This window comes from Pantoea sp. BAV 3049, assembly GCF_009765445.1.
Taxonomy (GTDB): domain Bacteria; phylum Pseudomonadota; class Gammaproteobacteria; order Enterobacterales; family Enterobacteriaceae; genus Erwinia.
The window spans coordinates 4,254,656-4,274,751 of record NZ_WHOY01000031.1; the positions used below are offsets into that span (position 1 = coordinate 4,254,656).

The 20,096-nt window shown below is 53.4% G+C and carries 20 protein-coding genes and 1 pseudogene; 6 read left to right on the forward strand and 15 right to left on the reverse strand.

The genetic code is table 11. From position 1 onward, the window contains the following. Positions 1-257 precede the first annotated feature (257 nt). From GSQ70_RS21000 to GSQ70_RS21020, 5 genes are all read left to right on the forward strand, one after another. Positions 258-884: a ParA family plasmid-partitioning AAA ATPase gene (locus tag GSQ70_RS21000; RefSeq protein WP_158784327.1), complete on the forward strand. Its 627-nt coding sequence runs from the start codon at positions 258-260 to the stop codon at positions 882-884. After that, positions 881-1,183, forward strand: coding sequence for a hypothetical protein (locus GSQ70_RS25810; RefSeq protein WP_181244197.1), 303 nt, complete (start codon positions 881-883; stop codon positions 1,181-1,183). The genes GSQ70_RS21000 and GSQ70_RS25810 overlap by 4 nt, the downstream gene beginning before the upstream one ends. Before the next feature lie 186 nt (positions 1,184-1,369). Then, on the forward strand, positions 1,370-1,645 hold the full coding sequence (locus GSQ70_RS21010; protein ID WP_158784328.1) for a hypothetical protein: 276 nt from the start codon (positions 1,370-1,372) through the stop codon (positions 1,643-1,645). A gap of 292 nt (positions 1,646-1,937) precedes the next feature. After that, the gene (locus GSQ70_RS21015) at positions 1,938-2,567 is read left to right on the forward strand and encodes a recombinase family protein (protein ID WP_158784329.1); all 630 of its coding nucleotides are present in this window, start codon (positions 1,938-1,940) and stop codon (positions 2,565-2,567) included. A 189-nt stretch (positions 2,568-2,756) separates the two neighbouring features. Then, positions 2,757-3,227: a hypothetical protein gene (locus GSQ70_RS21020; protein WP_199257289.1), complete on the forward strand. Its 471-nt coding sequence runs from the start codon at positions 2,757-2,759 to the stop codon at positions 3,225-3,227. A gap of 488 nt (positions 3,228-3,715) precedes the next feature. Here GSQ70_RS21020 and GSQ70_RS21025 read toward each other — a convergent pair whose 3' ends face one another. From GSQ70_RS21025 to tap, 6 genes are all read right to left on the reverse strand, one after another. Further along, positions 3,716-4,378 (reverse strand): hypothetical protein, encoded by a 663-nt coding sequence (locus GSQ70_RS21025; protein ID WP_158784330.1) that lies wholly within the window; start codon positions 4,376-4,378, stop codon positions 3,716-3,718. Positions 4,379-4,479: 101 nt separating this feature from the next. Beyond that, a complete protein-coding gene (locus tag GSQ70_RS21030; protein WP_158784331.1) occupies positions 4,480-5,565 on the reverse strand; it encodes a protein finQ in 1,086 nt (361 codons plus the stop codon). A 44-nt stretch (positions 5,566-5,609) separates the two neighbouring features. Beyond that, positions 5,610-6,230, reverse strand: a complete 621-nt coding sequence (locus tag GSQ70_RS21035; protein WP_158784332.1) for a DUF2913 family protein — start codon at positions 6,228-6,230, stop codon at positions 5,610-5,612. A 122-nt stretch (positions 6,231-6,352) separates the two neighbouring features. Next, positions 6,353-7,258 carry a hypothetical protein gene (locus GSQ70_RS21040; protein WP_158784333.1) on the reverse strand — a complete coding sequence of 302 codons (906 nt, stop codon included), beginning with the start codon at positions 7,256-7,258 and terminating at the stop codon, positions 6,353-6,355. A 963-nt stretch (positions 7,259-8,221) separates the two neighbouring features. Then, on the reverse strand, positions 8,222-9,106 hold the full coding sequence (repA, locus tag GSQ70_RS21045) for a plasmid replication initiator RepA (protein ID WP_233268387.1): 885 nt from the start codon (positions 9,104-9,106) through the stop codon (positions 8,222-8,224). Positions 9,107-9,155: 49 nt separating this feature from the next. Then, on the reverse strand, positions 9,156-9,233 hold the full coding sequence (gene tap / locus GSQ70_RS26465; RefSeq protein ID WP_031621057.1) for a RepA leader peptide Tap: 78 nt from the start codon (positions 9,231-9,233) through the stop codon (positions 9,156-9,158). An 85-nt stretch (positions 9,234-9,318) separates the two neighbouring features. Here tap and GSQ70_RS26470 point away from each other — a divergent pair. Next, positions 9,319-9,426 (forward strand): annotated as a pseudogene (locus GSQ70_RS26470) (replication protein RepA). Positions 9,427-9,476: 50 nt separating this feature from the next. Here the strand turns inward: GSQ70_RS26470 and repA (GSQ70_RS21055) are convergent. The 9 genes from repA (GSQ70_RS21055) to GSQ70_RS21095 form a co-directional block, all read right to left on the reverse strand. Next, entirely contained in the window at positions 9,477-9,713 is a 237-nt protein-coding gene (gene repA / locus GSQ70_RS21055; RefSeq protein WP_000081846.1) for a replication regulatory protein RepA, read from the reverse strand. 130 nt (positions 9,714-9,843) lie between these two features. Further along, a complete protein-coding gene (locus tag GSQ70_RS21060) occupies positions 9,844-10,401 on the reverse strand; it encodes a phospholipase D family protein (RefSeq protein WP_158784335.1) in 558 nt (185 codons plus the stop codon). 11 nt (positions 10,402-10,412) lie between these two features. Next, positions 10,413-10,649 carry a hypothetical protein gene (locus tag GSQ70_RS21065; protein WP_233268389.1) on the reverse strand — a complete coding sequence of 79 codons (237 nt, stop codon included), beginning with the start codon at positions 10,647-10,649 and terminating at the stop codon, positions 10,413-10,415. Between the two features lie 272 nt (positions 10,650-10,921). Beyond that, positions 10,922-11,719: a DsbA family protein gene (locus GSQ70_RS21070; protein WP_158784336.1), complete on the reverse strand. Its 798-nt coding sequence runs from the start codon at positions 11,717-11,719 to the stop codon at positions 10,922-10,924. A 1-nt stretch (position 11,720) separates the two neighbouring features. Beyond that, on the reverse strand, positions 11,721-12,137 hold the full coding sequence (locus GSQ70_RS21075) for a ProQ/FINO family protein (protein WP_233268391.1): 417 nt from the start codon (positions 12,135-12,137) through the stop codon (positions 11,721-11,723). Further along, the gene (locus GSQ70_RS26475) at positions 12,134-12,403 is read right to left on the reverse strand and encodes a hypothetical protein (protein WP_158784337.1); all 270 of its coding nucleotides are present in this window, start codon (positions 12,401-12,403) and stop codon (positions 12,134-12,136) included. Before GSQ70_RS26475 ends, GSQ70_RS21075 begins: the two co-directional genes overlap by 4 nt. A gap of 102 nt (positions 12,404-12,505) precedes the next feature. Further along, on the reverse strand, positions 12,506-17,644 hold the full coding sequence (gene traI / locus GSQ70_RS21085) for a conjugative transfer relaxase/helicase TraI (protein WP_158784338.1): 5,139 nt from the start codon (positions 17,642-17,644) through the stop codon (positions 12,506-12,508). Then, complete coding sequence (gene traD, locus GSQ70_RS21090; RefSeq protein WP_158784339.1) at positions 17,644-19,833, reverse strand: type IV conjugative transfer system coupling protein TraD; 2,190 nt, start codon at positions 19,831-19,833, stop codon at positions 17,644-17,646. The genes traI and traD overlap by 1 nt, the downstream gene beginning before the upstream one ends. Next, positions 19,830-20,060, reverse strand: a complete 231-nt coding sequence (locus GSQ70_RS21095; protein WP_158784340.1) for a hypothetical protein — start codon at positions 20,058-20,060, stop codon at positions 19,830-19,832. The genes traD and GSQ70_RS21095 overlap by 4 nt, the downstream gene beginning before the upstream one ends. Positions 20,061-20,096 lie beyond the last annotated feature (36 nt).

A 20,096-nucleotide genomic window follows, 5' to 3' on the forward strand; every position in this document is an offset into this window, starting at 1 on the left:
GTCACCGTTGAACGGCGTGAATGAGGAGCGTAGCGACATCGTTATTGCATCGCTGATGTCAACAATTTCGGTGTCCAATTCACCTCACAATCTTGTTATCTTGTTATCTTGTTATCTTGTTATCTTGTTATCTTAATTTAAAGATAAATCAATTAGTTAACAACTAATTAAGTTATTACCATAATAAAATAATTGCATAGCCCGTGTTCTGGTGGCAATATTAAGTTGTTATCTTAACAACTTAATATGAGGCTATAATGATTATTGTATTAGGTAGTCAAAAAGGTGGTGTTGGCAAAAGTACACTTGCGGTATCAATAGCCGCATATCTGATGTCATCAGGCAATCGCGTGATTATTGTCGACGCAGACGACCAGAAATCAGTATTAACCTGGTACAACAACCGCCCTGAAGATCGCCCCCATATTCCGGTGACAGGAGCAACAGGCAACATCAAAGCAATGTTAAAGGAACACGAAAAATCCTATGATTTTGTCATTGCAGACTGTGCTGGCCGTGATAGTGCAGAAATGCGTAGTGGATTGATGGCCGCAAATGTTTTCATTTCTCCTTTGCGTCCTTCTCAGATGGACCTGGATGTTGTGCCTCATACATGCTCCGTTTTTACAGCAGCAAAAGATTTTAATGAGGATGTTCGGGGATATCTCGTTTTAAACATGACTCCCACAAACATGTTTGTTAATGAAGCCAATCAGGCAGCTGAAGTACTTAAGGATTACCCTGAAATGCATCTGGCGAACTCCCGGGTATGTGATCGTAAAGCACATAGAGATGCCTGGGCCGAATCAATGACAATTTTTGAAACGCAAAATGATAAAGCACAGCAAGAAATCGAAGCGTTAGTTAAAGAGGTTATTCTGTGAGAAATAGAGCAAACACTCCACCTCGTGACGAGGCAGCATTTATTAACGGTGGCACGGCTGGCCTTGATAATGCCAAAAAGTCATCAGATAAATCATCGGTTGTAAGCAAAGCAAAACCAGTGAGTATTTCCTTTTTTGAAGAAAACCTAAAAGACATTGATGACCTTATAACGGCAGAGATGGTTTCAGGTAAAGGCAGAGTGAATCGTTCTGATGTTGTCAGGGCGGCGGTAGAAGCACTAAAAACACTATCAAAAACAGAGATATCACGATTGATAGCAGAAGCAAAGCAAAGATAACGTCTTGTTATCTTGTTATCTTGTTATCTTGTTATCTTGTTATGATAATCTTAGGCATAATTCGAGGTAAGCCGCAAAGTTGCTGGCATTCCCCTTCCTCTAGACATCGATATGCCCACAAAACAGATGGCTAAGCGATCCATTGGACATTCAGGTAATAAAAACCATAAACATAAGGTAACTATCATGGGTTTTGTAAATAACATCACGTACAAGAAAAGACCACTACCCGAAGCCGCCACTTCTGAAAATTTTTGCACAAAAGATTTAGAGTTTTTCTGCCCATTCTATGTTGTTTCCGAAGAAGGGCGGTTACTCAAAGATAATCAGGATGGAACCTACACCGATTTAAACTTCACAGGGAAACTATATGTAAACTGCGAAGATAAAGACTATAATGCATATTGGTTTAGTTTTGATGAAACAGGAAATCTGTTCGAGACCAGCCTGATTCTATATTAATAAGCCGCGCTGCGAATTTCACTGCTCACCTAGGTACAATAGTAAAAGTGTCCATAAAATACTTCTGATGATCGTATTTATTTTTATTGACCTGTTACCGAAACCATGAGTCTGTTCAGAGCTTGCATCTGAGCAGGCGAAGGGTTGGACAAGCCTGACGGGCGCGCCAGGCTGTCACATTGAGGTATGCTCTATATATACCACCAGTAAAGATACCGACGAATGTTATTGTGACCACATAAGTGATACCATAGTACGCAAGACCACTTAAATGTTACCAGAAGGACAAATAATGTTCGTTTTTGGTTACCTCCGGGCATCCACCTCAGAGCAGGATGCCAGCCGGGCAAAAAATGCACTGAAGGCATTTGCAAACCAACATGGCCACCGTATTGCTGGCTGGTATATCGATAATGTCTCCGGTACTACAATGAACCGTCCTGAACTGATCAGGCTTCTTGGGGATGCGGAGCCTAGCGATGTCATTCTTATTGAACAGGTCGACAGGCTTACCCGCTTGGATGATGCAGGCTGGGAGACACTCAGAAAGCAAATCACCGACAAGCAGCTGGCCATTGTCAGTCTTGATCTACCGACCAGCCATCTGGCGCTATCCAGCGCAGTAAGTGATGACTTTACCCGAAGCATGCTGAAGGCCGTAAATAGCATGATGCTGGATATGCTCGCCGCTATTGCCCGAAAAGACTACGAGGATCGGCGACGTCGTCAGGCTGAAGGTATAAGCAAGGCAAAAGCGGAGGGTAGATATAGGGGCAGGGTAGCCGATGCGCAGAAACATGAATTAATACGCACACTTCGTCTTACGCACGGCAAATCCTTGAGGGAAACAGCCCGTCTGGCTGGAGTGTCAAAAATGACAGTGATACGCGTCTGCAGCAGTTCTGAAGGTGAGGAAGCGTAATCCCCGGACCAGCCTCCGATGAAACTCAGGTACCAGAACTCCAGCTCCGGTATAATAACTTCCATTGGACTTCAAAACCTTATTATAAACGCGCTCAATACGCTGGGCTTCACCAGTACGACCAGGCAGAGTGGACACACAACGGCCTGCGGGACTTTCAGTAATAACTGCGGGATATTGGATTGATGAATGGCTAGGCAGGGTAAATACGTTAGCATTGCTGGATCTCCAAACAGCCCTATAGCTCACCCTGACGGGTTGGCTTGCTATGGGCGCGTGCCAGAGATTGAAACGAAAAATGACTTTATTCCAGCTGGGGATATTTTCCTGCGTGTGGGGAGGCATACAGGGCCTAATCGTGGCTTTGGTGTTAACCATATTTGGGCTGAACATGAGAAAGAATTAGCCCGGCTTGGCTATAATACAATCAGTGATGTTGCTCGCTTTGTGCGGGATATTATCCAGCCAGGAGCCCCCATTTATTGTGAGTTTAATCATCCGGGCGGGAAACACAGAACGACTGTTCTAAAATCTGCTTTGGGTATGGTGATTCTGGAGCCAAGAGAAGCTCCAGAGACTGATTCCGGTTGGATTTATGTGGTTGTAACGGCTTATTCGAAGCGTAATCCACATGGTGTACAGATAGGCAGAATTATATAAAAAAACAGGGCGCATATAGCGCCCTTATGAATTTGTTGGTAGTCGCAGCATTTCTTTAGCACTAAGGGTTCAGAAACCGACTCATGTCGTAACTACCCGGCAGGTGATCAGCCACCTGACTGCCCGGCACAGAAGGCCTGTATCTGATTTGCGCCCCCTGCGTATGCTCTTGCAGTAAGATAATACTAGACTAATATGACAGGATATGCAACCGCCATTATCAACGTCAGACGGCACGGGGAGCGGCCTAACGGTTGTCTGGCTACATCAGGGACGACCAGATGTAACTCTACGACTAATCATCCTTTCCTGACACTCCCCGTCCGGCCATCAGCGTAAACTGGTAGGGCAGGGAGGTATTCCTTTCAGGCTCTGCTTGCCATATCTGACTTAAGCGGCTGGGGATAAATTTACCAGACCAGATTTTTATGACGTCGTTCCCGCCTTTTAGGCGTAGGGGAAGAAAATTTATGTATATCGCCCCGAAGTCATCGTTTTGAACTGGAGAATAATAATTCAATATTTTCAAAGTGTTCTTTTATTATGCTAATAATAAAATCAAGTGAACCTTTTAGAAAGATAACTTCATCATTCTGGAAATACAATGTCCCATTACTGAGTGATGTAAGACTGTTTAACTTATCTTTATCATTTGTAATAATAGCATTATTATGTATACATGCATTCCTTAACCTAGTAAGTTGGTTTAATAATTTCATGTTTTCGGAATGAACCATTCCGAAGACTTTTTTGAGAATAATGTTGCACCTTTCAATCCCAGTTCCGTTTATATCTTTATAGCTCAATGGAAATTTCATTGCATCCATTCTTTTATTACAAAAGTTAGTAAGATGAAATTCCAGCATACTGTAAATTGTCAGAAAAGAGGAACGCCTGAAACAGGATGGTAATGAAACCGTATAAGTATCAACGACATCCTCAAAAGAATAACTGGCATATTGTTTATATGAATAATATTCAGTGTCTGGACCTTCGTCTACTTCTATTACATGCATTGAAGGTTCTTTTTCTTCAAATGCTTTTAGCGAATGCAATATAACATCTTCTGTTTCAGATACAAGACACTCCATCAGGACCGTTGTATTTTTTAGTTGAAAAACGAGAGCATCAAAAGGAACTAATAACTTCATCGAAACACTCCAGTAAATATTAAAAAGTCAAAAAAGCCTTGCCAGCAACAGCGCCCACTACATGACTAATCAAACCAGCCATCTGCAGCGGCATATCCGGCTCACTTCTCAACAGGCGTGATAACAACAGGTAAGTTGTCCACGTCCTCGGAGTTCACTGGTACCGGGGGCAACCACTTTAATTTGGGTTTCCGCTCATGGGCAAGTTCCGGCTTTTTGCTTCCCGTCCAGTATGTATGCCAGTGCCCCCGGCGTATATGAGGACGTTTGCCGCCCGTTGCTGTCGGTCGGCCTTCACTGGCGGGTTCAGACTGGCGATATTGACGTATGGCCTGCCCCATCCTAATACCCACATCCCATTCCCTGATGGCTGTTGCCGGCGATTCATGGTCCAGGTGAACCTGCCTTTTATTCTTCTCTGGACGTTTGAGTTGACTGACTTCTCTGATGTCATTCATCTGTGAACAGATATAAAGCACCATTGATAGCTGTGCGTTAAGAAGATTAAATTCTCTTTCCCTGAAATCCTTGATATCCTGATTAACCGTCACAACTACCTCGCCGTCGATGCATTCCATCTGCCGTGAATCGATAAGTCCTTCACGTGAGTCCTTTATCCGGATAACATTGTTGACGACATCAACGTCTTTTTCTTTCAGGCCAGAAACTCCCTGACCTTGTTTCAAATCATCAATAATGAAAAGGCGGATAATATTCCCGTCATTATTATAAAGCGGATAAAAGAAGAAGCCATTTATTGGGTAGGAAGTGAGAAGCTCAGTGTGCAGTTCTTCGGCAGAAACATAAATACTCCATGCGGGAAGCTCCTTCAGAACCTGAGCCGGAATGTTATCAACATAGGTACCGGCCACATCGCTGATAATATCAGCGCTCAGTCGGTAAATTTTCTTTGTATAGCGCCAGTATATAAAACTCAGAACACTGTAGGGTGATAATTTGTTTTTCTGAAAAAGATATTCTATTTTTGCGGCCTGTTTTTCATCTTTATGCTGACGCTGAAGAAGATTCATCAGGATTCGTTCTTCATCCTTTCTGTCGATGAATACTAATGGATTATCACTACGTTTTTTCTTTCTGAATGAAAAAAGTTGGTCCTCAAGGCCAGGGATCGCGCTGATAGCTTTCTCTATCTTTTTCAGAAAACCTGGTTGCTTTAATTGCGACATATCCCTCTCCTTATGGTGTCCTTTAAATACCTGGAATAATCATATCATGCGATTTTGTGAAGGTGCGCTCCGGAAACCTGACGGGCTACCAGCATAAACTGGTGGGGCAGGGAGGCATCCTGTGCCGAATCAGCCTGCCAGCCACACCGGTTAAACAGCTTTACCACGGCCCCAACATTACCGGTCAGGCGCGTCAGCAGCGGATTTATCTGTCGCCCATCGTCGTCAAATGCCGCGTCGAGGTTAGTCCGTGAGAGATAAATGCCGTTCACGTCGGCATTCAGGGCTAAGGCATACCGCCCGGACCATTCCCGATCGCTCAACAGGCGGTAATTCCAGCTCATGTCTTTCGCGGTTTCCAGGGCATAGGTCAGCCGGAACAGGTCGTTTTGCTCAGACAGTTCGCCGGTGCAGGAGCGCCAGAGGTAATTCAGCTTGCTGGCCAGCTTCGCGCTGACGCCCAGCTGGCGTCCCTGTTTCAGAAGCCACTCGATATCGGGCGCCACATCACGCGAAAAACGCCTTTGCTTCAGCGCGGTCGCCAGCCAGCGGGTGAGAAAGAGATTTTCCTGTGCCGGTGACAGCACATCGCCGTTCTGCCTGGCCAGCGCAAGTGCCACCAGGGCGCACCATGCCAGATGGCCCGATTTTTCTGTCAGCGTCACTGAGTGCTCTTTTCCTTCTTTATTCTGTCCACAAAATTCTGGCGGGTTCCCGCTTACGATCATACTGAGAGTATTTTATCCGGAACAGCAACAAAGTGGCATCCGGAACCGTCTGCATCCGCTCAGCGCATGGCCCAGGCGTAATGTTTTTCCGCGTAATCGTACAGACGGTAAGTATTATACTCATCACCACCGATGAAAATCCCGTTATCCACTATCCCCTCGGCCAGCCGCTGCGTGTACCGGTGCGCGGCCTCATCCAGCTCTGTCCGGCTTCCCCATGCCCCCTGCAGCTTGCGCCAGTGCAGCCTTACGGCTTTCAGCTGACGACACATCTGCTGGCAGATGAAGTAGCAGGCCACCACGTTGCGCGCATCGCCCACAAAAACGACGTCGCTGTCCGGGCGGATCATTTCGTTCCACAGGTAGATATCGTGGCAGCCCAGCATCATGGCCACCCGCTTTGCCACAAAACCGCCGTACCAGTAATACGCTGTGCGGGGGATGTTCAGGCGACGGCTCTCGGCAATATTACCGGTGAGGAATGACAGCAGGTCAGACTCCGTCAGCTCACGGACCAGCGCCTCCAGCACCCTGTGCCAGGCGTCTGTCTCACTGACTTCAGACAGCACAGCAAAATGGCGACTGACAATGCCGGCAATCAGCTGCTCCGGCACGGCGGTATCACTTTCTGCCTGAAGGGACAGTTTACGGCACAGTTCCTCGCGATCCACCAGGGCATTCAGCATGGCTTCGGAAGTTACGTTTTGCGCGGTGGCCAGCGATGCGACACGTTCACGCAGGTTGTCAGAGAGAAAGACGCCAGCCCCGGCAGCAACCGCCGACGGTATCCTGACGCGGCGTGATACGGGCTTGTAGATTTCGCCGGTCTCAGGCCTGATTTTCAGGCCTGCCTTAAGCCAGCGGCTCAGCTCCTGAGGAAGGATATCCGGGTTGTCCTTCAGAAAGCGCGCCCGGTTTCCGCGCGCCGTTCCGTACACGCTGTCAATGTAGTCGGTCAGCAGCATAACGATATCCACAGAAGTGTTTATAAACACAACCGTTTATATCACATGCATACCGGACTGGCGAGCAGTGCGCAGCCGGTCCACTGAATGACGCGAAGCGTCATGGAGGCGCCAGCTGAAGGTGAATATAGCTCAGTGAGAGACTGGCGCCGTAGCCCGGCGCAGCCGGTTACCGTTTTGATAGGTTCTGCCAATCCATCCCTTCGCCCTGTCAGACCAAAACCCGCTAAAAGCGTTACAGAAGCTTGTGTGCGCCGTCGGAGTGATTCCGGCATAGCCGGAATGTATCTCCGCGTTAGCGGGCCGTAAGGGCCGCTTACGGGCGTGTTACTCAATACTTCCAGCGAAACGACTCACAGCGACTCAAAACCCTAGTTACAACATCCAGCATTAAAAGCGATGTTGTTCCGGCCCTTAGGGCCGGGGCGGCCTCGCTTTTCAGTGGTGGGGAGGGGCTGTGAGGTTTCAGACTGGCACTGTTGGTGCTCTTGGGAAATATTTCGTATGTTGTAACTATGGTTGGGGCCCGTCGCGTAGCGATGGGAGCTACTTAAGGAAGGTAGTTACCGAACCGGCGCGGACGTAGTCCGCTGCAAGGGCGGACATTATCCTCGTTTTCCACAGGAAAGCGGGACTGAATAAGATTCATTTTTTAATTGAATGTTTAAAAAGGGCAAAAGCGCGTAAGCGTTCGTTGGTCATAAAGAGCATAGAACTCCCAAAAGATTAAGAAAAACTTGCGAGTAATACTCTCTGTCATTGCGGGTAAAAAGCTCTCTATGTTTGCGGATATTTGTGCATAACCATAAGGACATGACCAATTTGCATCATCACGGTGATTTTAGCCTGTAATAAGTGTAGTAACGGCAGGCTTTACTGATGACTTTTTAGCCTGTTTTTAAACGCGGGGAAGCACGAAAACCGCCAGCGGCGGTAGAGGGAAAATATGGAGTGAGTGTTAAGTTAGCCTGGTGGCTCAGCGTCAAAATTGAGCTTGATCTGGCGCAGGTAATGGTAGACCAGCAACTCGAAATCATCCGGCGCCATGCCTGAGACCTCCGGCCGTGTGTTGATCAACCAGGCAGCAATCTGGAACTGCCGGTCATCAAGCTGGCTAGCGCGCGCAATTCTGGAAAGACGCTTCTGTTCTATCGCTTTCTCGCGGCGAACCTTCAGGGCCTGTGCCACTTTCTCGTCAGAGAAGCGCTGTCGGGCCGCTTTTACGGACATCACTTCACCAGGGGCAAGAATCCCCTCGGCCATCGCGAGCAAACGTTCATCACGCTCTTTATACAGCAGGTCGAGATTGACCTGGAGAAGCTTAAAGAACTGCTCTGTTAAAGTGACATGCCGTGGGAGGTATGTTTTTGTGTACGGGTCCAGGCGGCGCATGTACGGCTCGATAAGGCCGTAATTTTCTAAGAGATCGAGTGCGCGGCAAATGCGGGAAGGCGTGACCTCTTCACCTGGTATTACCTCACCCCGGGAGTCTTTTGGGCTTAACGCCTTGCATATCTGTGAACTGTTGAGGGCGACGTTAAAGGTGGCAATGTCGCAGCCGCTAACCAGCAGAACAGCCATCGCATCAAGAAGATGCTGGCGTTCCTGGCGGAAATCGCGCTCACGGCCAGCATTCGTGCGCATATGCACGAAATACGGATGCCGCGAGAAACGGCGTTTCTGGGCGCGATGATACCCGTCCCGAAGTACTTTTGGGAGCTGGTTAAAGGTGGCAGGTCGAAGATATTTAGGATCAGCACACTTACACGCCGTCGAGTGTGTTCCGCGACGACGGCGTGTACGCTTCGGAGAAACAACAGCAGAATCGCGTGCTTCACGCAGATTCACTGAATCGTATTCCGACCAGTCGAAATAGGTAGTATCGGAGGACGTTCCGCTATTCAAACCCGCCCGCACTTATGTTGCACGGAAGGAGCAAATGGCGCAGAAACAAGTATTGAACTTTTCTGAGCATAAAACTATACTCCCTGCATAGAGCAACAGCTTCTATACAGTTTAGGTAAGCCCCGGTAATCTTCTTCGTCGCCAAACATTGAAAGATTATCGGGGTTTTGTCTTTTCTGGTCCCGGGTAGACACCTCATCAGAACCAGTTCCCTGCCACCTTACGGCGTGGCCAGCCATCAAAATTCTTTAAACGATCAGTAATCTAGCACTACGTGCCCACTCAAGCAAGAATGTCAGCCCATAACGCCAGTTTAACTGGCTTTGTCGATTAAACGGCTAAACAGTTCTGCCTGACTCAGACCGCTTTCTGCACACATTTCCTGAAATTTGCTCTTGAGCTCTTTAGGCACAAGGATCTTAATTTCTTTGTGCGTTTCACGTTTCCGCGCAACAAAACTTTGTTGTCGCTCAGAAGCACTCAGCGGATGGCCTTTGCGGTACGCACGTTTTTCTTTCGATGAGGAAACTGCATTTCCAGGCTGCGACATCTCTGCCTCCTCAAGGATCAAATCTGGATCTTTGCAGAGAATACTACAGATTCCTGAAATCAGCGACTTACTTTATGAACGTAACCTGTGTTGGCGCACGGTTTACGTTTCAGGATCGTTTATTGAAATGTCAGTACGTCTGTTTCCAGTCCGTTCCCTGTGCCCAGCGGGATGTCCAGTGGTTCAGGTAGCGGCGGGCTAAGACTGGGTCATCCCAGACGACAAGCACGTTCTCCGAGTTCGAACGGTCTGCAGCCCGGCTGAAGTTAAATGAGCCGACCTCAGTGTTGCGGCCGTCGGCAACGATCACTTTGTCATGGAGAATTTTGTAAGCACTGACGGTACGAACCGGAATGCCGGCACCGGCCAGAAGGTTCATGGCAGCTTTACTGGCGTTGTTGTTCTTTCCGGTATTGGCTTTCCAGTCCAGAACCACGGCCACATCCACACCCCGGCGTTTTGCTGTGACAAGCGCCCTGACCACCTCCGGAGAGGTGAAGGAGTAGCCCATCAGGCGGATATCCTGCTGTGCTGAGTCAATGGTCTTAAGGACCAGCTGCAGCGCCGTTCCTTCCGGAGAAAAACCCGCCTCGATACTGGCGGCACAAACTACCGGCACGGGCGCTGAAAGCGCCAGACTGAGCAGGCCGGGCAGACACCATCTGCGGGCATTACGGGTTATTCGCATTGCGATCCTCATTACATGCCATCCATTAAATGCGGGGAAAATATCTGCACTTCACCAGGCCGCAGCCAGAGGCTCAAAGCCAGCTCCTCCATCAACACCAGCGTAACGACGACGAATGTCCACATTCGATGATCGCGCTTCAGGAGACGACTGAAAAATAGTGCACTGACTATCAAAATGCCGACGGTTACCCAGGGGACGAGCTGATTGATAAGCATTGCATCGCTGCTGCATTCAAAACATGCCATATGATTTCATCTTCTCTGAATTAATTAAGAAACGCCGGATGCGGGAAAAACTCGCTTTTACCCGCATCCGGGGTTGGCCAACCGAACAGCGTGAGGGCGGCAGGACAGGGGCACGTTGACCAGGCAAACGCGCAGGTCAGCATACCCAGCGATGCCGGGACCAGTGTTCAGTCTGGCTGGATTAAGGTTGACGCTGACCGGGGTCAGCGGAGCCCGTCGCAACGACGTGCGTCACTGGGCAGCGGCCAGGAAGACCACCACCAGGGTGAAAATCAGCGAATACCGCCCGCCGCTTTCTGAATAGCGGCGTTCAGGGTGTCGCCGTCAGTGAAGCCAGGGATAACGGTCACATTGTCTGTGCTGGCACCGCTGGACGGCATGACCACCAGGGCCGGTGTTCCGCCAAAACCCAGCTGCTGTGCCAGTGCACCGATACCCTCGAGGGTACCCTGAACATCCGGCGCGGTTTTCACATCTGACTTCACGGCTTTTGCAGCCGTGCTGATATCAGCATCCGTCAGCTTGCCCTCATTATGCCCGGTGGCATAGACCGCATTATGGTACTGCAGATAAGCCTCACTGCCCTTTTGCTGGTAAATCTGCAGGCCGGTTTTAGCGGCCGTCAGCGACGCCGGCCAGCGGCTTCCGAAGATAGGGAGTTCCTTGAACACAAAGCGTACGCCCGGGTTGGCCTTAATCACTTTCTCCAGCGCCGGTGCCAGGCGGGCACAGTAGATGCACTGGTAATCGAAGAATTCGACGACCGTCACTTTCGCATCGGCGGGGCCATATGATGGCGTGCCTTTATCGTTCAGCAGCGCGGCCTGATGCTGAATCACGGCCGCCGTCATCGCCTGCTGCTGCTTTTCCTGCTGCTGTGCCTGCAGTTTCTGACTAACCTCAACCAGCACTTCAGGATGAGCCAGCAGGTAGTCTTTCGCGATTTCACCAATGCGGGCCTCCTGCTCCGGACTAAAGACAGGTGTGGCTTTCTCCGCCGCATTTGCCATACCGGACAACAGAGCGCTGGTCATCAGCACCGCCAGTGCGGTGCGCTTTACTGTTAACATTTTAATGTTCCTTTTTTTCATCTTTGGTGGCGGCCTTCACCGCCTGTTTCTTCAGTTTGTCTGCCTGCACCCGCGCCAGCTTCAGCCTGGCGGCCGCTTCACGCTCCGGAGGGACGAGAGAGTCCACAGAACCATCCGCGTTGTAGCATGCGACCCCGACGGTCAGGCTGCTCAGATACGTTTCCGTCCGCGTCAGCGTTTTCAGACAGCGGCGGAGCACCTTATGCGACAGCGGCAATGTTCGCTGCGCAGCATCAGCAAAGAGCTGTTCCCTTACCCCGATGGCCAGCGGACGCAGCTGACCGCCAGTGAACAGGCCCGGCCAGTGTGTACTCAGCGTCTGCACGGCGTCCGCCGGGCGCATCAGCCGTGGAGAACGACCAGGTCGCTGCTGCTTCTTCGGGGATGGGGGGATCACCGCCACCACCTTTTTGGGTGGAGGCGCAGGCTGCTTTTTTTCTTTGGCTTTTTTGCTTGCCCGTTGCCCGGCTGAGGCATCCGGGGAGCGGGCGGTCTGTCATCCGGCAGCGGCTTTTTATTGCGTTTTGGCCCGGTGTTCACCACCACCGTTTTCCGTCGGGAGACCGTGATGTCCACCTCCGCCTCGCTGGCAGGCGCGGACGTGTCTGCTGACGGGGCCTTACGCTTCAGGCTCAGGAGCGGACGGGTTTTGTCATCATTCATAGGCTGACTCGAATAGTGTGTTGATAGCTCGGGAGTAATTGTTATGTGAAGTATTCCACAGGACCGGTGCTGGCGGCATTGATATTGCGCGACAGATGCCGGTTACTCACCAATTTCCTTCTCTTTCACTATCTCGCGCTCAACCCGGTGAAGCTGGTCGGTCACGCTCTCTCGCTGCCGCGCCTGCTGTGTGGCCTGACTTAACCCGGCCTGCTCCTGTTGCCGGGATTGTTCAGCCTCACGCTGCAGCGCACGGGATTCAGCGCGCTCCGCCTGCTGCAGGGCATCCGGACGTTCGGCATCACCAGGTAAATGCGGGACAGCCTCCGCCTGCTGCTGGCGTCGGGCTTCTTCAGCCAGCGCCTTCGCCATCCGCTGCTCTTCCGGCGTTTTGAGGCTGACCGGGTCCGGCGTGTCGGCCGGGTTACTTTCCGTGTGGCGGGAAATGTCGGCACTGTCCGGCATAGCCAGCCCACCACTCAGTCGCTTCATAATGGCATCGGTAGGGGATTCACCACTGACGACCACAATACCGTCGCCAGGATGCTGCTGCCCCAACTGGCGGGCCTCTGCCAGGTCCGTGGCCTGACGGGTCAGGCCGGTTTCGCTTTGCCGGAATATCACCAGTGTGGCATCTTTACTGCCGAGCAGGCGCGGGTTATCACTGAGGCCCCGCAGACGACCGTCGCTGTCGAGCTGCACCTCCCGCAGCAAAACCGCCCGCTGCACGCCGCTGGCATCATGCACCGGCAACGCCACATGCGGCGCCGGATATTTCCGGCTGCCGTGGATAAAGCGGGCCTCACCCGCCTCCGGCAGCTGCGTTGCCAGCGCACGCCCCAGGGCGCTGTCAGACAACGGCGTGGCCTTTTCCCATAGCTGTTGTGCGGTCGCAGCCTGACGGTCATCGTCGGCCAGCAACACATCGTGGGCCGTCTGCCGCTCTGCAGGCTGAGAGACCTTCTTCAGCCACTTACCCAGATTGTCGGTATAGACCTGCACATGCACTTTTACACGCGACAGGCCGACATACGCATCTCGCAGGGAGGCCAGCGCCTGGCGCCCACCGTCCACGCCGGCAAGCACGATGACATACAATGCGCTGGCTCCCTGAGCCTTGTGCGCTGTTCCGGCATAGCCGTAGTCCAGATGACGGTCAGCCAGGTCGGCGTTCGGGTTCAGGATGCGGGTCTCCTCCCCCTGAGTCAGCTGCAGCTCGCCGTCTTTTGTCACGCCGGTGACGGTCCAGTTGCTGTTCGCTTCACGTCCGCGTTCGCGGTCAGAACGGGAGAAACTGACCTTCTCCCCGACCGATACAGCAATCTCACGGGGTTTAAACACCGCGATATCCCGCAGACTGCTCTCAAAGGCCGACAGCGCCTGCGCCTGACCGGTGTCATCAATCAGTTCGACATAACCGTTCTGTTTGCTGTCCTGCCCGGCGCGAATGGTGTAGTAACGGTCGTTAATCAGCGCAATATTGCCGTGCTGCGCCATCATTCCCGCCACCGACTTCAGCCTGTCGGTCTGCGTTTTCACCCGTTCCAGCACGGTAATGCTCACTTCACGGCCGAGCTCACCGCGCTCCTGCAGCTGAGCGTGGATGGCGGTATTGATGGCGTTTTTGTCGGCGTTGGTCTGGGTGACAATCAGCGTACTGTCTCTCGCCTCCGGGGTACGACCGGTAAAGTCATCGACGATGGCCTGTATCACCCGGTCCCCCTGCTCTTCCTTCTGTTCTTTCGTCTGGGGGATGGCCACCACGGATTGCCCCGGTGACCAGCGGCCCGGCGTTCTCGGCACCGTGTCCGGCGTCACGCTGCGGATGGTGTCCAGTGCCGCCGGGACCTGGCGGGCAATGACCGATTCGATCGCCGGTTTCAGCGCCGGACTCTGACGCACAATGTCCTGCATGATGGCGGTATCTAACGGACTACGCTCCTGCAGCAGGGTGAACGGTGCGCCGTTATCCACCGGCAGCAGCTGGTCCCGGTCACCGCTCAGCACCGCACGACCACCACCGGCGGCGATATGGCTCATCGCATCGGCCATATCCCGGTTGCCCACCATCGAGCTCTCGTCCACAAGGAACAGGGTCTTACTGAAATCGGGCTTCTCTCCGCCCTGAATGCGGCGCTCCATATCCATCAGAAAGCTCGCCAGCGTCTGCGCTTTGACGCCGACATCAGCCATCTCACCCACCGCCCGGTGGGTCGGGGCCAGCCCGACAACATCAGGACGCTGGTCTGCCGGCAGCGTATCAAGGGCCGCCAGTACGGTTTTCAGCTGGGTGGTTTTCCCCACCCCGGCGTAGCCCTGTATGCCGGTGAAACGGTCAGTGCTCTCCAGTATCAGGCCGGAGGCCTGCTGCTGCCCGGCCGTCAGCCCGGCGAATAACGCCGGGTCGGCGTGGCTCAGGAGTGGCGCCTGCGTGTCCAGCCCCTCCACCACCAGACGAATGACGCGCTTCTCCGCCTCATAGCTCGCGGCCGTCACATACAGCTGCTGTGCGATGCCTTTCGGTCCGGGCACCGGGATAATTTCCCCGGTCTGCACCTGTCGGGCCAGCTCCTGGTCCACATCCCCCTGACGCAGGGAGGGGTGCAGCGGCAGAGCATTTGCCAGTACATCAGGTCGGCTGAATACCACTTCACTCCCCTGGGTCAGCGTCACCGCCTGACGCACCGCTTTCTCTGCCGGCGACATCAGCGCATCCTGCGCCGCCGACAGCGCGTCAGCCAGTTCACCGTTCTGCGGATTCACCTGCGCCAGCGCGGTCCGGTACAGCGGTGAACGGGACAGGCGTCGCCCGGCCTCATCGTTCGCCAGCGGGGTATACAGCTGTATGTGTTCGCCGCTGCGGGCCAGGGTATTGAGCATCGTCGCCCCGGTATCCCGGCCGGATACTGCCGCCAGCACCGTGCCCTGCTCACTGACGCGCTTTCCCGGTGAGGTGACGTAGCCGTATCCGGCCTTCAGCGGTTCGTCGGTACGAATCACGCGCTTCTGTCCGTCCTGCTCCACCACCAGGCTGTTCTTTCGCACGGCAGTGACCGTGACACTGTCACCGGCTCGCTGTTTTCCCTGTCGCGCCAGCCAGGTCAGTTTCTCCCCTTCGGCAATATCAACGGTCTGTGACCGGTACAGGCTCCAGCTGCTGTCCACCTGACTGAGCTTCATCCCCTGACGCTGGCCATCCTCATCGACCAGCATCAGCGAACGGGTCTCCGCGCTGACGCGGTCAATCGTATAGCGCTGAGATACCCGGCTGTCCGGAGCGCGTTGCTCGAGCACCATGCCCTCCCGGTACGTATCCAGCTGGCGCCGGTTTTTGCTGTCCAGCCACTGCGGAACCAGCGTGTCGATGGTCGCTGTTTTACTCCCGAGCAGCCCCTTCTCCTGCAGCGTCTGCCGCAACGCTGCCGTCAGCGACTGCTGCTCGCGCTCGCCGCTAGCCTGGACCACCACATTCTCTCCCTGGCTCACCATCGCCACATAATCCCGGGCCAGTACCGTATAACGCTGGCGCTTGTCCGGCTCACTGACCACGCTGACGGCCACGGTGCGTTCCGTTTCTGCCCGGTAGCGGGTCACCCCGGCCGCCTCCAGCGTCTGCAGGGCATTGCCGGTCCCGCTGCGCCCGCCGCTGTCCATCATCAGTAGCTGCGACTGCGCGCGAAGCGCCTGGTCGGTGACCGTCAGCGCATCGCGGACGGAAAGCTTCTCCGCCCCGGCCACAATCAGGGTACTGTTCTCCGGCAACGGGGCCTCTGACAGCCCTTTCAGGGTTATCACTTTATCCGTCAGCCCGGGCTGCTCGGCCAGCCAGCGCTCACTGCTGCGGTCGGTGGCCAGCACCACCACGTCCCGCCCCTGTGACTGCGCCAGCTGCACGCCTGCCAGCACCGATTCACGCATACCGCCTGCACCTCCGGGCTGGCTGACAATCGCCAGTGAAGGACGGTCTGCTTCAATCTGCTGCATCACCGGTGCAGACGGAGAGGACCGGGCGGGAACACCGCCAGAGACCACCACAGTGGATTTCATCTCCCCGGCCAGTTGCTGCAGGCTCAGTTCGTCCAGCAGATGAATGGAGGAGGTAAACAGACCTTTCTCCCGATCCAGCGGTATCAGCTGCTGGTCCTCAATCGCCAGTTCAATGGCAGAACGCGCCATCACCGCAATTTGCTCCCGCGCATCGAGACTGTTCAGCGTTCGGTTCAGCACATCGGAATAGGTAAAGCGGGTACGTTTTTCACTGAGCTGAGAAATCGCCAGGCTCACCGCCTGACGAACATCGTCCGGGGTCGTCTCCGGGCGTATTGCTCTGTCACTATCCATAGCCTTCAGACGGGCTTCAGCCTCCTGACGAAACGCGCCGATATCGAATCCTTCCTGCTCCAGACGGTTCATCCAGTCGGTCAGCAGTTCGACCCGGTCGGGATCTTTCTGTTTAGCCTTACGCGTATCCAGCGCCGCCACGTCACGGGATTTCAGGGAAGCGCCATCACCAACGGCCTCCCGGATTTGTTGCGTACGCTGTGAAAATATCTCCACCGGGACACCCTCGATTTCCCACAGATCGTTTTTGCCGGTCACCACGGTCCGGAATCCCATCTCCTCCACGGCCTGACGCAACTCGTTACGGTAGATTTTGCCCAGCGCAACCTGCAGGGCATAGACGTTCTCGATAAACCCGCTGTTGCCGACCTTATCGCTGGATAGGGTTTTCCACTCCCCCAGGTACTCCGTCAGGTTCATCACTATCAGGTGCGTATGCAGCTGCGGATCAAGCTCACGCGAGGTGTCATGATGGAAAGCGGCGGCCAGCAACTTACCGGTCATCTCTGTCTGGCTGACCCCATCCACCATGACTCGCGTACTGGCCAGTCGTTCAATTTCCCCCATGGCCACACCGACAGCACGCTGATGGGCCTCCAGAATACGGCTGTCGCCCAGTACCACACCCAGCACGGAAATACTTTTGGGTGCCGACAGCGTCAGATCGTAACCCGGCCGGTGAACATTCTGACCGCCCGACATCCGGGAGAGATCGACGCCCTGCGGGAAGAAACCGGCCAGGGCATCATCGAATGTCTTCGCATCCACGGGGCCTTCCAGCCCTAACAGCTCTGCAGCTTTCCCCATCCAGGACGCTTCCATACTGCCGAGAAAGTAATAATTATCTTTCGCCATGTAGTAGCTGGCTCCGCCGCCAGCAGTCGATGATACGGTCAGCATTACCAGCGGTCCCCCGGCTCATACTCCCTGTCCGGTTCGTCATGTTCACGGTGAACGAGGATATTTTTCTCTTCTTCCCGCATCGCCTGCAGGGCCTCCTGCTCGTACGCCGCATAGTCTTCGTAACGATCTGGCTCAGTCAGGATTTCGCCGGTCTGTGTATCCACCTGCAGTCCGTCATATTCCTTCACCCGACCACCGTTCTGGACCGGACTGGTCGTTGCCTGGCTGCACCGGGTATCAGGCACGGAGGACGATACAGCGGCCGGTGGCAGAGGGGATGAATTGATGGTTTCTGTTGCAGCCGTGGCCGAAGGTACGGTGGCAACTGGTGCTGTTGTTGCCGGTACAGCAGGCTCGTTGCTCTGTACCGCAAGCAGCCTGTCGATGCTGTCTTCATCCAGCTCGCGGCGGGTAATTTCCTCCTCGATTTCCGGGTCCAGGCTGTCGTTCAGTTCGCGAGGCAGATACTCCGCCGCAATGAAGGGTAACTTCTCGTACGTCATGTTCATGCGCACCACCGGATACGCCCCCGGCAGTGTCACATAACAGGTCAGGTCTGGCAGGGACTGCACGTCGGAGTAGTTGACCAGATACTGGTCATCTTCCTGCTTGCTGAACGACACCCCGTCACGCACGGTATCTGCACCATAGCTGTACTGCTCGTTAAACACCTTCGCCCGGCGCTGGCCCAGCTGACGCATCACATAGTTCGCCACGCCTTCATCCGGGGAACGGAAGAAAAAGCGGGTATTGAGTAAATCCATCATTGCGTCAGCAAATTCACGACCGTAGGTGAAATCCAGCTGCGGTTTGTTCTGAAAACCGAGGACAAAACAGCCACCAAATTTACGGGCCTCCGACAGTACGCCAGGCAGTTCCGGCAGCTTATGCAGGGACGTCAGCTCATCGTAGATAAACCACACCCGACGGGTCGGGTTCTCTCCCATCTCCAGCAGGCAGTTCGCTGCCTGCGCCAGCCACATGGAAATCAGTGGCTTCAGAGACTCGTGCTCCCGGGCGTTAGAGGTGATCCACAGCCAGCCGTGACGCTGGCCAGGTTCATTGACCTGCTTCATCCACTCGCGGATGGCAAAGCGAGGTTTACCGGTGCGCTCAATCCCTTGCATGTAGCGCAGGGCTTTCACGTAGTTGGTCAGCACACCACGAATGGAGATAGCGGTCTTCTCCACCTTCTCTTCCATCAGGTTGGACGCTTCCGTACCCTGCACGTATTCCCGCAGTGCCTTCAGATTGATGGCCAGCAGGGTACGCAACAGCGCGTTATAGCTGCGATGCGGGTCATTCTGGAAACGTTTAGATACCGAGGTAAAAATGGTCCGGGCAGACCCCGTCCAGAAGGGATCTTCTTTGGTACTCTGGGGGATAAGCGTATTGCCAATAGAATCAAAGTCCGATGTGGTCTGACACTCCAGCCACAAATCCCAGTTTTCACACCGCTTATCACGTGGGTTCAGCAGCTTATCGATGTTTTCATTAAAGTGGCGCTTAACCAGCGAACAGCCCTTGTCGTAGACAATCACCATGTCGCCGCGTGCGCGCAGCTGCTGCAGCAGCTTGTTGAGGGCATTGGATTTACCGGACCCGGGCGTACCATGCAGCAACAGGTTTTTGACCTCACTGTCGAGCAGCAGAGGCAACTGGTCAAAATGCAGTGGCGATGCTTCATTATTGCGGTGCAGGGTTCTGGCCACTGCTTTCACATCTTCTGTCAGTGTCCGGCCACCGACCAGATCGTCCTGGGCCTGCTTCTCACCCAGCCGGCGCAGGAGATAATAGACGCCATACGCCACCGCCAGCACCACACAACTCGCCAGAAATACCGCAATAAACAGCTCCTGTAGCGTCAGCTGACCGGCATAGGTCATATAGGGGTCTTTCAGAATGGCAGCGGAGGTAAAATGCAGGGTTTGTCCGTCATAGGGCACGTCATATACGGGCGGTACGTTGAACAACGCTTTTTCACCGCCGGCAGACAGGTATAACCACCAGTACAGTCCGCCGTTACGCATATCCTGCCACGGCACCCGCATCCAGAAAAATAACGGTGTCAGCACAAAAAAAAGATTCAATAACCAGAAGGCAATACGGCGGTTGACCTGCATAAACATATTCAGCATATAGCTGAATACCTGTCCGCCCTGGGTAATATGCTTGGTGGAACTCATTTTTGCTCCCCGGTATATTCACATGAAAGCGAGATAATCATCTCCTCAGAAGTTGCATTCCGAAATGCAACAGCCGGATCATAAATAATAATGAGGACATCATTATTCCATTTCATCATAGGCAGAAGATGTTTTATATGGGCGTATCCCATTCCTGTCTGACGCGAAGACGAAATATTTTCTTCAGGCAATACAACATCAGAACTGACGTTATCAGAACAATTCATGGCAGAACCTTATTTTGAGATCAGTAACAGGCACTG

Excerpts from the sequence above, each read along its gene's own strand:
- GSQ70_RS21000 (WP_158784327.1), top strand. The coding sequence starts at position 258 with ATGATTATTGTATTAGGTAGTCAAAAAGGTGGTGTTGGCAAAAGTACA.
- GSQ70_RS21010 (WP_158784328.1), top strand. The coding sequence starts at position 1,370 with ATGGGTTTTGTAAATAACATCACGTACAAGAAAAGACCACTACCCGAA.
- GSQ70_RS21015 (WP_158784329.1), top strand. The coding sequence starts at position 1,938 with ATGTTCGTTTTTGGTTACCTCCGGGCATCCACCTCAGAGCAGGATGCC.
- GSQ70_RS21020 (WP_199257289.1), top strand. The coding sequence starts at position 2,757 with ATGGCTAGGCAGGGTAAATACGTTAGCATTGCTGGATCTCCAAACAGC.
- GSQ70_RS21025 (WP_158784330.1), bottom strand. The coding sequence starts at position 4,378 with ATGAAGTTATTAGTTCCTTTTGATGCTCTCGTTTTTCAACTAAAAAAT.
- GSQ70_RS21030 (WP_158784331.1), bottom strand. The coding sequence starts at position 5,565 with ATGTCGCAATTAAAGCAACCAGGTTTTCTGAAAAAGATAGAGAAAGCT.
- GSQ70_RS21040 (WP_158784333.1), bottom strand. The coding sequence starts at position 7,258 with ATGCTGCTGACCGACTACATTGACAGCGTGTACGGAACGGCGCGCGGA.
- tap (WP_031621057.1), bottom strand. The coding sequence starts at position 9,233 with ATGCTCAGAAAAGTTCAATACTTGTTTCTGCGCCATTTGCTCCTTCCG.
- repA (WP_000081846.1), bottom strand. The coding sequence starts at position 9,713 with ATGTCGCAGCCTGGAAATGCAGTTTCCTCATCGAAAGAAAAACGTGCG.
- GSQ70_RS21060 (WP_158784335.1), bottom strand. The coding sequence starts at position 10,401 with ATGCGAATAACCCGTAATGCCCGCAGATGGTGTCTGCCCGGCCTGCTC.
- GSQ70_RS21065 (WP_233268389.1), bottom strand. The coding sequence starts at position 10,649 with ATGGCATGTTTTGAATGCAGCAGCGATGCAATGCTTATCAATCAGCTC.
- GSQ70_RS21070 (WP_158784336.1), bottom strand. The coding sequence starts at position 11,719 with ATGTTAACAGTAAAGCGCACCGCACTGGCGGTGCTGATGACCAGCGCT.
- GSQ70_RS26475 (WP_158784337.1), bottom strand. The coding sequence starts at position 12,403 with ATGAATGATGACAAAACCCGTCCGCTCCTGAGCCTGAAGCGTAAGGCC.
- traI (WP_158784338.1), bottom strand. The coding sequence starts at position 17,644 with ATGCTGACCGTATCATCGACTGCTGGCGGCGGAGCCAGCTACTACATG.
- traD (WP_158784339.1), bottom strand. The coding sequence starts at position 19,833 with ATGAGTTCCACCAAGCATATTACCCAGGGCGGACAGGTATTCAGCTAT.
- GSQ70_RS21095 (WP_158784340.1), bottom strand. The coding sequence starts at position 20,060 with ATGAATTGTTCTGATAACGTCAGTTCTGATGTTGTATTGCCTGAAGAA.